Origin of the sequence: Algoriphagus terrigena DSM 22685 (assembly GCF_000429445.1) — a bacterium.
Classification (GTDB): Bacteria; Bacteroidota; Bacteroidia; order Cytophagales; family Cyclobacteriaceae; genus Algoriphagus; species Algoriphagus terrigena.
On sequence record NZ_AUBW01000016.1, the window covers coordinates 65,510 to 78,070 of the forward strand.

General features: G+C 48.5%; 12 protein-coding genes. 5 read left to right on the forward strand and 7 right to left on the reverse strand.

Features of this window, described 5'->3' with window-relative positions; all coding sequences use genetic code 11:
- Positions 1–70 precede the first annotated feature (70 nt).
- Positions 71–970, forward strand: coding sequence for a sugar phosphate isomerase/epimerase family protein (locus tag G459_RS0115170; protein WP_026968399.1), 900 nt, complete (start codon positions 71–73; stop codon positions 968–970).
- A 115-nt stretch (positions 971–1,085) separates the two neighbouring features.
- Here the strand turns inward: G459_RS0115170 and G459_RS0115175 are convergent, their stop codons facing one another.
- From G459_RS0115175 to G459_RS0115195, 5 genes are all read right to left on the reverse strand, one after another.
- Positions 1,086–1,898, reverse strand: a complete 813-nt coding sequence (locus G459_RS0115175) for a DUF4349 domain-containing protein (protein WP_026968400.1) — start codon at positions 1,896–1,898, stop codon at positions 1,086–1,088.
- Between the two features lie 73 nt (positions 1,899–1,971).
- Positions 1,972–2,724: a LytR/AlgR family response regulator transcription factor gene (locus G459_RS0115180; RefSeq protein ID WP_026968401.1), complete on the reverse strand. Its 753-nt coding sequence runs from the start codon at positions 2,722–2,724 to the stop codon at positions 1,972–1,974.
- A 110-nt stretch (positions 2,725–2,834) separates the two neighbouring features.
- Positions 2,835–3,905, reverse strand: a complete 1,071-nt coding sequence (locus tag G459_RS0115185; RefSeq protein ID WP_026968402.1) for a sensor histidine kinase — start codon at positions 3,903–3,905, stop codon at positions 2,835–2,837.
- Positions 3,906–4,014: 109 nt separating this feature from the next.
- On the reverse strand, positions 4,015–4,659 hold the full coding sequence (locus G459_RS0115190) for a hypothetical protein (protein ID WP_026968403.1): 645 nt from the start codon (positions 4,657–4,659) through the stop codon (positions 4,015–4,017).
- Between the two features lie 10 nt (positions 4,660–4,669).
- Positions 4,670–6,829, reverse strand: coding sequence for a TonB-dependent receptor (locus tag G459_RS0115195; protein WP_026968404.1), 2,160 nt, complete (start codon positions 6,827–6,829; stop codon positions 4,670–4,672).
- A 172-nt stretch (positions 6,830–7,001) separates the two neighbouring features.
- Here G459_RS0115195 and G459_RS0115205 point away from each other — a divergent pair, with 172 nt between their 5' ends.
- Together G459_RS0115205 and G459_RS0115210 are read left to right on the forward strand one after the other, a co-directional pair.
- On the forward strand, positions 7,002–8,036 hold the full coding sequence (locus G459_RS0115205; RefSeq protein WP_026968405.1) for a glycoside hydrolase family 43 protein: 1,035 nt from the start codon (positions 7,002–7,004) through the stop codon (positions 8,034–8,036).
- Positions 8,037–8,146: 110 nt separating this feature from the next.
- A complete protein-coding gene (locus G459_RS0115210) occupies positions 8,147–8,629 on the forward strand; it encodes a thermonuclease family protein (protein WP_026968406.1) in 483 nt (160 codons plus the stop codon).
- A 247-nt stretch (positions 8,630–8,876) separates the two neighbouring features.
- Here G459_RS0115210 and G459_RS0115215 read toward each other — a convergent pair whose 3' ends face one another.
- Both G459_RS0115215 and G459_RS0115220 read right to left on the reverse strand, forming a co-directional pair.
- Positions 8,877–9,386 carry a hypothetical protein gene (locus G459_RS0115215; protein ID WP_026968407.1) on the reverse strand — a complete coding sequence of 170 codons (510 nt, stop codon included), beginning with the start codon at positions 9,384–9,386 and terminating at the stop codon, positions 8,877–8,879.
- Positions 9,387–9,504: 118 nt separating this feature from the next.
- On the reverse strand, positions 9,505–10,746 hold the full coding sequence (locus G459_RS0115220; protein WP_026968408.1) for a M20/M25/M40 family metallo-hydrolase: 1,242 nt from the start codon (positions 10,744–10,746) through the stop codon (positions 9,505–9,507).
- A gap of 75 nt (positions 10,747–10,821) precedes the next feature.
- Between G459_RS0115220 and G459_RS0115225 the strand changes: the two genes are divergently transcribed.
- Positions 10,822–11,931 carry a TolB family protein gene (locus G459_RS0115225; RefSeq protein ID WP_035456104.1) on the forward strand — a complete coding sequence of 370 codons (1,110 nt, stop codon included), beginning with the start codon at positions 10,822–10,824 and terminating at the stop codon, positions 11,929–11,931.
- Positions 11,932–12,019: 88 nt separating this feature from the next.
- Positions 12,020–12,505, forward strand: a complete 486-nt coding sequence (locus tag G459_RS29050; RefSeq protein WP_051315253.1) for a hypothetical protein — start codon at positions 12,020–12,022, stop codon at positions 12,503–12,505.
- The last annotated feature ends 56 nt before the right edge of the window (positions 12,506–12,561 follow it).

Sequence of the window (12,561 nt, forward strand, 5' to 3'; positions counted from 1 at the left end):
CATTGCAAGTGTAGGATTGTGGGTTTGAGTCGTATATTTAAAAACACTAACCCAAACCTAACCTATCCTAATGTCCTCAAGACGTGATTTCATCAAGCAAAGCGGACTTGTTCTTTCCGCTGCCGGCCTCGGCCTTTCTTCCTTCGATTTTTCAAAAGCAAAACCCTACAAGATGGGCTTGCAGCTCTTCACCATCCGGCAGCCCATGGCCGAGGATCCGGTGAAAACGCTAAAAATCATCGCCGGCTTCGGCTATCAGGACACGGAAATTTACGGCTATGACGGTCCGGCCAACAAGTATTATGGAATGCCCGCTGCTGATTTCAAAAAAGTCCTCGAGGACAATTCGCTCGAAAGTACCAGCGGACACTACGATTTTATCAAGTACTTCAAGGGGTCGGATGACGAGCTCATGCGCTATACCGATCAGTGTATCGTAGGGGCTCATGCCCTGGGACAAAAGTACATCACTTGGCCCTGGCTCGATCCAGAGTCCCGATCGATCGAAAAGTTCAAACTGCTGACCGACAAGCTAAACCTGATCGGCGAACGTGTCAACAAAGCCAAGCTTGGTTTCGCCTACCACAACCATGACTTTGAATTCATCGATCACGACGGGGAAAACGGATTTGACCTCATCCTGCAAAACACCGATCCGAAATTGGTCAAGCTGCAGATCGATCTCTATTGGGTGGCGCACAGCTCTCCGCTCTCCGCGCATGAGCTATTCAAGAAAGCTCCGGGCCGCTTCCCGATGTGGCATATCAAAGACATGGACAAAGTCACTCGCGACTACACTGAGATGGGGAATGGCTCCATCGACTACACGAAAATTCTCCCGGACGCTTCACTCGCCGGCATGGAATATTACTACATCGAGCAAGGTGGAAACTTTGCCCAGAACCCCATCCAAAGCGTCAAGGACAGCGCAGACTATTTCAAAAAGAACCTGATTGATTTGTTTGGTTAAAAGAGGGAAATACCTAATTCTCCAGGGGTTTGTAATCCTTGGAGAGTTTTTGATTTTAGGGCGAAGTTTAGTTTTTAGGTTCGATTAGACCTGTGCGCTTCGAAATAGCTTTCTTCTAATTCATCGGCGGAGGCGGTGTTTTTTTTCTTTTCAATAACCAGAGTAGCAGTGCTCCAAAAATCAGTACAAAAGGCCAGAGGTTGATCAAAAAAACCAGAAACCACTGCAGATTTTCCCAGCCTGCTCCGATTCCTTTGCGGGCCTTATCCAAGAAGCGAAAAGAGTTTTCACCCTCCACATAAAACGAAACATTGAGCGTGCTGAGCGCCACTCTATCGCTGAGGTAATTGAGTCGCCCCTGCATCGATTCGATTTCTCCGCGTACATTAGCGAGCTCCCGCTCCAAGCCCAATATTTCATCAACTGTCCGAGCAACTTTGAGGAGTTCGGTATAGCGGATTTCCAATTCTTTTTTGGTTTTCAGCCGTGCTTCTACGTCGATAAACTGCTCCGTAACATCCTCACTCCGGATGTTGATATTTTCGATTTTGACCGCGTGTTCTTGGATTTTTTGGATCAAAGGATCTAATTGTGCCGTCGGCATTCGAATGGTAATTCGCTTTTCGGTACACTCGCCGTAGCTGCTGGACGATTCATTGGAGACGAAGCCTTTCAGATTTTTAATTTCATTCTTTAGAAAAGCATCCGTCTCCGTGATGTCTCTGCATTCAAAGTAGAGGTCTCCTTCCCGGATGATTTTTCGCTCCGCAAATTCAGTATCCGGAGCGGCTTGCTCGGTCGCTGGCACGTCCGCCAACATTTCATAGGAGGTTGCGGAATCTCCTGCCAAGTCCGGGGAAGTCTGTGTGTTGCAGGCCGCGACGATAAATCCCATCAGGATAGGGAGTTTGATCAAAAAGAGTTTCATGGAGCTTGGATCTGGATGAAAGTTAAAACGTCAAGATTAGACATTATGCCGCAAATCAAGGAAAATTTAACATCTACCGATCCAGCCAGCCTTTGAACTCTCCGACTTTCTCCCGGCTGATCAGGATGTCGGTGTCCGAGCAGTTTTTCAGCTTCACTTTCAGTCGGCTGTTGGAGTAGGCCAAGACTTCATCGACAGCATCGACCCGGCAGAGATATTTCCGGTTGAGGCGAAAGAAAACTGCCGGGTCGACCTGACTTTCCACCTGCTCCAGCGTAGCATCCAGCACAAACTTCTTCCCGGTGAAAGTCTGCAAAAAAGTCACCCGCTCCTCACTGAAAAAGAAGGCGATCTCTTCCACGGCGACGCTTTGGATCTTTTCACCAAATCGAACCAGAAACCGGTTTTTAAAGGTCTTCTTCTCCGGCTGGAGCAGACCTTTCAAAAGCTCCAAATCCAACACAGGCCTGATCTGGCTGGCTTTGAACTTATCCACAGCCCGGGCGAGATCCGCGGGATCGATGGGCTTCAACAGATAATCTATCGCATTGACCTGAAAGGCTCGGATCGCATATTGGTCAAAGGCCGTCGTGAAGATCACCGGACTGTTAATTTTCACTTTTTCGAAGATCTCGAAGCTGATCCCGTCTGCAAGCTGGATGTCGCAAAAGATCAAATCCGGGGCGGCATTATCCGCAAACCAACGCACAGCCTTGCTGACTGTATCCAGGTTTTCCGGAAATCTTGCCGCTGGAAAATGTGGTCTCAGAAGCTTTTCCAGCCGGTTTGCCGCCGGTCTTTCATCTTCTATGATCAGGATTTTCATATGATTGTGTTTTGTCTTTTAACGGCCATATAGCCTGTCCCGAGCTTAACTCGGGAGAATCTCGCTTATATAGTTATACCGGTGTGTGACGTTCCTCGTCATGCTCGATTTCATTGTTGAATTGTCAGTAGGGGCAGCTTGACCAAATATTCGTGCTCGGTCTGAACTACCTCGGGCTGTGCCTTGCTGAGGATGAGATAGCGGGACTTGATATTATTCAGACCAACTCCGGTTGAGGGTTCGGTTTGGCTGGATTTGGGTTGAAAGGTATTACTTATCCACAGCTCTTTTTCCTTCTGGATGATGTGGATAAACAGCGGATCTTCGGCAGAAGCGACGTTGTGTTTGATAGCATTTTCAAGCAAAAGCTGTAAAGAAAGTGGCGGTAAAAACAATCCTTTCGGATCGGAGACTTTGACCGAAAAATTCAGATTTTCCTCGAAGCGGATCTTTTGCAGCTCCAAAAAATTCTGTGCAAAATCGAGTTCCCGCTGTAGCGAAACCAACTCTTCCTGCTGCACTTCTAGCACATAGCGGTAGATTCGGGACAGCTTTTGGATAAAAGCCGCCGAGCGGTCCGCATCCTCATACACGAGGTTGGAGAGGGCATTGAGCGAGTTGAACAGGAAATGGGGATTGAGCTGATTTTTGAGGCTTTGGTACTGGCTCGCGAGTTTTTCGGAGCGAAGCTGCTCCGCTTCGATAGCTGATTTTCTCCACTCCATCAGCCAGGATCGGGTTGTGAAAATGGCCAAAAATACCAGAGAAATGCCTAGCGGATATTTTGTAAACCCGAGCAGGTCTTTCCAGGGGATTTCTGGGGATGAAAGCCCATCGAGCACTAAATGATAGCCGAAGACAATGGCAAAACTCACCACAAAAGAGTAACTCATAAACAGGGAAACGGTCAAAAGAAGCCGTTTCACCGGAGAATAAACCCATGATACTCTGGGATCCAAAAAGCACTCAACCCGGCTTCCTCCCCAGCTAAGTGCCGACGATACCAAAAACGAAAAGACAAAATCCGGAATCATGCTTTTGATCCCATCCCAGCTAAAGAAGCATGGAAAGCAGAAAACTACCTGAATAGACAGCGCAATGGCGAGATTGATCAAGATGAATTGCCGGAGGTTGTACCATAATGGGCTTTGATGTCTCGGGGTTAACGGGGTCTGGGGCATGGCGGAAGATAATCAAAAAGGGTTTTCGAATGATCAGCTGGGCAGGCAAATAGCCAATCTCCGGCGCCTGTCCGGAGATTGGAAGGTTGGCTTAGTTTTCGAAAGCTGTTTAATTGCAGGCATTTGCCACTTGCTCAGCCTGAGCTTTTCCCCAGGTGGGCAGCAGATAGTCGTCGCTCACTTTGGCTTCCTCTTTGGAATAGAGCGCGATTGCGTTTCTAGCAAGTCCGCAGGCTTTCTCTGGGCCTGACCCGAAAAACTGCGCCATCCCTTGCTCCATCTGGGACATGAGCATCAACGCGCGCGGATTTTCGCGATCCAGACTGATCGCTTTCCCGAAGAGTTGCATGGCTTGAGGACTTAGACTCTGACCTCTCGATGCTGGATCCAGAGAGATTTTTCCCATCACCACATAGCCTTTCATGGCTGTGATTTCAGAGTTATCCACACTGATTTTCTCGGCTTTTTCGACCAAAGTCATCGCCTGATCGAGGTATTGATCTTTGTCAACTTCAAATCGGAAGACTGCCGTAGTCTGCAAATAGGCCGCATAGTAGAGCGGAAGCCACTCTTCGGGCTTGGCTTCGGCCATCCGAAGAAAGGCATTGGTCACCGCTTGGGATTCCTCCAGCGTCTGGATGGTTTTCATGGCCGTCACTTGCTTTTTCATCGCGTTTTCATAAGCGGGATCTGCGCAAAAGGCAGAGAAAATAAAGGCGAAAGCCAGGGCGAGTGTTGTGGATAACTTTTTCATAGAATGAGTATTAGAGGTTGTTTAACATGTTTGCGTTTTTGTCTTTGGATAGGGTCAGGAAGACTCCGATCACGATAAATCTCGGGGCGGACTGCTTGATGGGCAGCGATGCGTAGCTGCCGGATTCATCGGGAGCGACCGTGTAGTTGTATCCGAAAATATTTTCGCTGCCCAGCACGTTCGTGACTGCTCCATGGATGATCAGATTTGGTTTTGGCAGATAGCTCCAGCTTAGACTGAGGTTTTGATAGGATCGTGTCTTGGAGTTCATCTCTCCCGAAAAGTTAGGATCGGTGTAGGTGTAGCCGTCGTTGAAGGAAAAGGACGCTCCAATCTGCGACTTCAGAGAAGGGACAAAGTGCTTGATCACGACTGAGAAGTTGTGTTTCGGCGCAAAGTCCGGTTGCACTTGCGTCTCGTATTGGTTGTAGCTGCGCTTGCTGTCCACAAAGCTGTAGGTGATCCAGTAGTCGGTATTCTTGATGCTTTGCCGATCACGGAAGAACACATCAAAGCCTTTGGCATAGCCCGATCCGCCGTTTTTCAAGAGGCTTGGGCTCTGCGGATTTCCTTCTAAAAGTGCCAACTCATCGTAGGATTTGTAGAAAGTTTCCGCGCGGAAAGTTATCCCGTCTGTTTGCAGGAGATAGTTCAGAATTAGATGATTAGCCTGTGAATTTTGGAGGTTTGGATTTAAAACGCGGAAGTTATCCACAGGCAATTGATGGAATCGCCCGGCGGCAAGCGACAGCGTTCCATTTTCTGAAACCTGATATGCGAAGGAAGCTCTGGGATCGGCCCAGCTTTGATCTGCCAGCTTGGAATGGCCGGCTCGGAGACCTCCTCTCAAGACGAGCTTGCGGCTAAGATACCAGTCCCACTCGGTGAAGAGGTAGCCTTCCTGCTCGTCAAAGGATCGGCTGAGAGCTGATCTTACCAATTTTTCGGCGTAGGAATGGATAAAGAACTCCACTCCGCTTTTGGCAGAAATACGACCTGAGAAATCTTTGACTGCTGTAAATTTCAAATGTGTCAGGTCATTGGCCCGGTCGATTTCCATGGAGTCGTAGCTCACCTGATCCCGGTTGTGAGAGTAAGAAGCACCGGCAAATAGCGTCCAGCCGTTTTCATAGGCCTTTCTCCAGTTGGTCTGAGCATAGGAGTAGTTGTTTTTTAGATTGACGAGCACGCCCTTCCCTGAGATGCCAGGCATCGCTTGCCAGAGTTCCATTCCTCCGGATTCTGTACGGGCGAGGACTTTCAGTATCCCTCCTTTTTTCAGTTTGGACTGGGCAGCCAATTCCAAATCCCAGCCATGCGGAGCGCGCTCCCAGTCAAAGTTCTGCTTGACCAGAGCTTGATAGGGAGTCAGATCCAGGATATTTCCGCTGAGCGAAATGCTCCGATTGTCGTTTGCGAGCGTGTGGGAATAGCCAGCGCCGACGGAAAGAACCGAAAGATCGACCTGGCTACGGACAGCGACATCCTTGGTGTTCATCGCCAAAGCTGAGGAAAGTGCCTGCCCATATTCTGCAGAATAGCCGCCGGTAGAAAAAAACGTTCCCTTGAAAAGATTTGGGTTGAAACGGTTGCGGGTAGGCACGTTAGCGGCTGTGGTGCCGTAGGAGTTGGCGACTTTCAGTCCGTCGATATAGATCCCCACTTCACTGGCATCCCCGCCACGAACGAAGAGCCGCCCGTCATTTCCCACTGTGCTCGTGCCGGGCAATGTCTGGAAAGCGCCAATGATATCGCCGTTGGCAGAGGGAGTGGTCACGATGTCCAAGGGACGGAGAATTACCGACTTCTTTTCATCCGAAGCTTCCATAGATCCGGCGGAAATAGTCACTGTGTTTAGCTCGTTGAATTCTTCTCGAAGGGAAACGGCAGGAAGATTTATCGTGCGGCCAACGAGTTCGATCTTCAATTCCTGAGACTCAAAACCGAGCATGCTGAATACGAGGATTTGTAAGCCGGACTCGGTTGTTTCAAATTGAAATGCTCCGGCAACGTCGGTACTGCTACCATCAAAACTTCCCTTGACAAAGACATTCACTCCGGGAAGCGGGTGATTCTTTTCGTCAAGGACTCTGCCGCTTAAGGTGGTCTGGGCAAAAGCTTGGGTTTGGCTGAGGAAAAAGTAGCTTAAAAGTATCAGTCGGATATTCATTTTGATTCAGATTTGAATCAAAAGTGCAGCGGCAACTTCAGTCCGAAAATTGAAGCTGACTGAAGTGTCGAAAAGTGGGACTGAAATGCGGGGAATTTCAGCTGAAGTGGGAGAAGTGTTAGGCTTATTGGGGTAAAAATTGTCATTTTTATCCCCCAAAGAATATTTCCACATGAAGATCCACCAACTTTTACTTGCCGCCGCATGTGTCGGCTTTGCTTGCTCCTCTCCTCAAAAGGAAGAAACTACTGAAATCGTCGAAACCAAGCTTTCCGGCAATCCGATTTTTGAAGGTTGGTATGCGGATCCCGAAGGGATTGTCTTCGGGGATGAATATTGGATCTATCCGACTTTTTCGGCAGGCTATACCGACCAACTTCACTTTGATGCATTCTCATCCAAAGATCTCGTGACTTGGGAAAAGCACGAACGTATCCTTGACACGGCGTCGGTCAAATGGGCAAGACAGGCGATGTGGGCTCCCGCCGCCATCGAAAAAGACGGGAAATATTATCTTTTTTTCTCCGCCAATGATATCCAGCGACCAAGCCGTGAAGGCTACGATCCCAATAACGATATCAACCATTTTGGTGGAATCGGCGTGGCTGTATCCGATAATCCAGGAGGTCCTTTCAAAGATTTGTTGGGAAAACCGCTGCTGTCCGAGTTTCACAACGATGCCCAGCCGATTGATCAATTTGTCTTCAAAGACACCGACGGCACCTATTACATGCTCTATGGGGGTTGGAGCCACTGCAACATTGGTAAGCTAAACGCAGATTTTACAGGATTTGAGCCTTGGGAAGACGGACAGCTTTTCCATGAAATCACGCCGGAAGGCTACGTCGAAGGACCCTTTGTATTTATCAGAGACGGCAAGTATTACTTCATGTGGTCCGAGGGCGGCTGGACAAACAGCAGCTACAAAGTAGCCTACGCCATTTCGGACAAGATCACCGGCCCATGGGAGCGAATCGGAACCATCTTGGAAAACGATACTACTGTAGCAACTGGTGCTGGCCATAACTCGGTCATCCGAAAGCCCGACAGCGACGATTGGTACATGGTCTATCACCGCAGGCCCATTCCGAATGAAGGAAGAGATCATCGTGTGACAAGCATTGATATTCTGGAGTTCAATGAAGACGGTACAATCAAGCCGGTCAAGATGACCTTTGAGGGAGTCGCTGCTAATCCGATTCGCTAGTCCCCCTATCGAAAAAATCCCCTTCTGATCAAGCTCTTTCTTGGATTTGGCCCCGCAAGTCTCTCCGAATCTTTGGAAAGACGGGGATTGCCTGTCCTAAAAAACCAATTATGAACCTCAAAAAGGCCTTCCCGCTTCTAGTTCTTTCCTTTTTTCTCATCCTCTCCTCGTCGTTCCAGAAGCAAAAGGAGTTTTTGGAGATCTCCAAGTTTGTGGATGGGGACACTTTTTGGGTAAAGTATGCCAACGGCTCTGAGGAAAAAATCCGTCTGATCGGAGTGAATACACCGGAGGCTAGAAAAACAGGCAGGACGCAGGTCGAGTATTTTGGAAAAGAAGCATCCGCGTATGTGAAGAATTTCTTAACGGGCAAGAAAGTTAGGCTGGAGTATGATGTGCAGCGCCTGGATCGGTACAAGCGAACGTTAGCATACATCTATCTCGAGGATGGGACATTTTTGAACGCGCATCTGGTGGAAAAAGGCTATGCCACCGTGGCGACTTATCCACCGAATGTCAAGTATGCGTCAAAGTTTCAGGAACTGGAAAGAAAAGCCAGATCCGGGCAAAAAGGGCTCTGGGCAGCGCAGTAGGTGATTTATCGTGCTTTTAAAAACTTGGACTTGGTAGCTTCTCAACTCAGGCCAAGCTCGGAATCGACTTTTCGTTTTCAAAGATTACCTGAAAGCCTTCGAGCATTGAGCCAAAAAAGTAAAATAAGATTTTCTTTATTTTACTTTGAATGCATAGGATAAAATAAGTGAATTTTCACCTCGAGCTAATTTGAAAAATGCCTCTGGAGTCTTCCGGAGGCATTTTTCAAAGTAAATCGAGTACAAATCAATCCACTCGATCATACACTAACTCTCCGATACACATGGACATCATTCCAGTAAGCATATCGTTGCATTCAAAGACGAGAGAAATTTTATCGCCATCATCCATTCTTTTGAGCACGCCTTTGGACTCGCTGAACTCCGCTGACAATTCCTGCGCTTCAAGATCCTCCAGACTTTCGGCGTAGCCGTCTGGATATTCCTCATAATCCAACTGGTAGGTTTCGGTCACTTTCGCAACAAAATCCTCTCCCCTCAAGATATAGGTACCTTTCGCGTAGTATGTGTATCCCAGGTCACTTCCGTTTTGACTCTCTCTCAAAAGGATAACAAATTCATAAGTGCCGTCTGCTTTAAAAGTGTACTGCTGGACATACCAAATGCCCGTATCGGTGTTTTCACCGGCAACCTCATAGGTTCCATCCAGAAAGCTTTGCGGAACGGCATCGTCCCCGTCTTTACATGAAGCGAATAAAATGAATGCGAAAAGCAGGAAATACAAAGAGTTTTTCATGGGAAGAGGGTTTTGGCAAACAATTATTTCTAGGACGTACACAACGGATAATTCGTTACAAAGCAAAATGCCCCGGAGATTCCCGAGGCATTTTCACCTGATTCTTTTTCTTCGAAAGTTAGAATTTCACTTGCGCTTCCACTTTTTGGCCTTCGCGTTCGATCACTACTTGGGCAGAATCTCCTTTTTGGAAAGCACTCAAAGCGCGCATGTAGCTCATCATGTCATAGACGGTGGAGTCTCCTAGTTGGACCACCACGTCACCCTTGAGCAGGCCGGCGGCTTTGGCGGGCTTGTCTTCAGACACACCATCGATCCGCATCCCTTTGCCATCAAACATGTAGTCCGGCACTACACCCAGCGAAACGGTAAATCTTGGATTGTCACTCGAGTCTTTTGTCTTCGTGAAAGCCAATTTCTCCTCGGCATTCAGCGCCAAAACCACCCGGGAAATGTATCGCACGACTTTCACCAATCCTTCATAGTTGATCAGCTCGGAGTCATCGCTCGGCTTGTGGTAATCTTCATGCTGTCCTGTGAAAAAGTGTAGAACCGGCAGGTCCTGAAGGTAAAAAGAAGTATGATCCGACGGTCCGGTGCCCGACTCGGAAGTCACAAGCTTCAGACTATCTGTATTGATCGAATCAAAAACCGGAGGAAAACTCGGGCTGGTGCCCACACCGTTGATCGCCAATGAATTGTCCTCTTTCAGTCGGCCGACCATGTCCATGTTGATCATGTAATTGACCGTTTTCAGGTCTATCGTAGGATTTTTCACATAGTAGTTAGATCCCCAAAGGCCGTTTTCCTCACCCGAGAAAGCTATAAAGAGAACGTTGCTTTTCAATTCGTCATGTTTGAGGATTTTAGCCAAAGCCAAAAGCGCAGCGGTGCCCGAGGCGTTGTCGTCGGCACCGTTGTGGACGGCCGAGTCACCCCGGTGAAGCGAACCCTGTCCGCCCATTCCCAGATGGTCAAAGTGCGCTCCGATCACGATGGTTTTGTCGGATTTTTTATCTAAGAAGGCAACCACATTTCGGCCGGTAACGCCCTCGCCGTCTGTGCCGATTACCGCTTCTTCGTGCGGATTGGTCGGTTTGGAGACCGTGAATGGCTGGAAAAAGCCTTCGGTTCCTTTTGGCTCCAGTCCGATTTTCTCGAATTCGCTGGCAAGATATTCTGATGCTTTTTGCTCGCCTTCGGTTCCGATGGCCCGTCCACCCAAGTCATTGGCAGCAAGGAAAGTTACGTCGGTTTTCAGGTCTGCCAGCAAAGACTCATCCGTCGGCGCCGTGTCACAGCTGAAAGAAAGCGCCCCGAAAACGACCAGAGCGGCGTAATATTTTAAGTTGTTTTGCATGACTTAGTTAAATTCGGCTCAAAGATAAGAATTGGTATCTTCGTGCTGCAATTTATAACCAATCTAATTAGACAAATGAGATCATTGCTTGTGGTGGCTCTATTCGCGGCTTTTGCCTGCAGTTCCAAGGCCGAGAAATCCGAAGTTTCCACTCCTGAGGCACATTCTGCTTCCGATTCGCTGCTTCTCCATCCCGAGGAGATGAGGTACCTCAAAAACATCAAGCAGATTACCTTTGGCGGAAACAACGCCGAGGCTTATTGGTCTTTTGACGATTCCATGCTGGTATTTCAGTCGGATTATGCCGGCTGGGACAATGAATGCGATCAGGTGTTTTTTGTCAACTGGCAAACCGACAATCTGAAAACTAATGCGCCTAAAAAAATCAGCACCGGCTTGGGTCGCACGACTTGCTCGTATTTCCTTCCAGAAGACAAAACCTTTGTCTATGCTTCCACCCATCTGGCTGGAGATGCTTGTCCTCCCGTGCCGGAAAGAAGAGACGATGGCAAGTACGTATGGCCGATCTACGATTCTTTCGATATTTTCACAGCGGATTTGAACGGAACGATTCTCTCCCAATTGACCAACGAACCTGGCTATGATGCTGAGGCGACGGTCTCACCAAAAGGCGACAAGATCGTCTTCACCTCCATGCGCACCGGAGACTTGGAGCTTTACACCATGAATATCGACGGGTCGGATGTGAAGCAAATCACCACCGAACTGGGCTACGACGGCGGAGCTTTTTTCTCCCCGGATGGCAGCAAACTTGTCTGGAGAGCTTCCCGACCACAGTCCGAAGAACAAATCGCCGAATACAAAGACTTGCTAAAAGAAGGCCTGGTCAAGCCAACCGAAATGGAGCTATACGTAGCCAATGCGGATGGAACCGATGTGAAAAAGATCACCAGCCTGGGCAAAGCCAACTGGGCACCGTTTTTTCACCCTTCTGGCGAAAAGTTGATCTTCGCCTCCAATTACCAGACCGAGCGCGGCTATCCCTTCAATCTTTTCATGATCAATCTCGACGGGACCGGCCTCACCCGAATCACCCATGACGGGACGTTTGACGCCTTTCCGGTCTTCTCCAACGATGGGAAATATCTGGTCTTTTCCTCCAACAGAAACAACGGCGGCACACGGGATACCAACCTTTTTGTAGCTGAGTGGATCGGAGATTAAACGGATGTAATTGCAGACGAACTAATAAGGACCGCCACTTTGGCGGTTTTTTTGTGCCCTTATCGGGACAACCAACCGATAAAAGTTTATGAAAGCGCTTAATCTACTCGTAGTAGCGGCTTTTGCCACTATCGCCTGCAAGGGTCCAAAGGAAGATTCCCCAGTTGATGCCCATTTTTCCCCAGACAGTGTAGCGACCGCTGAGATTATGGAGGACTGTTTTCAATTCGTGAAGGGAAATGATACCATCCGTCTGAGGATCCAGCCAGAAGAGGTCAATGTGACGGGAGAACTTGCCTATCTGTTTTATGAAAAAGACAAAAGTTGGGGCACGATCGAGGGGACGCTGCAAGACTCGCTGTTGAATGCAGAATATACCTTTCTCTCCGAAGGGGACACCTCCACCAGACAGGTGGTTTTCAAGCGGTTTCGGGAAGGATGGAAAGAGGGCTATGGCGAAATCAACGAAGTCGACGGAGTCGTGGTCTATAAAAACATTGACTCTCTGGACTACAGCCACGACGTCAATCTGGTGCCGATCCCCTGCGATCAATTCTACTCCAAGCTTGACTAGGTGGACCTAATTGCCTACTTTCTTATTCCGATTATTCCGACGCCCAAAATCGACTG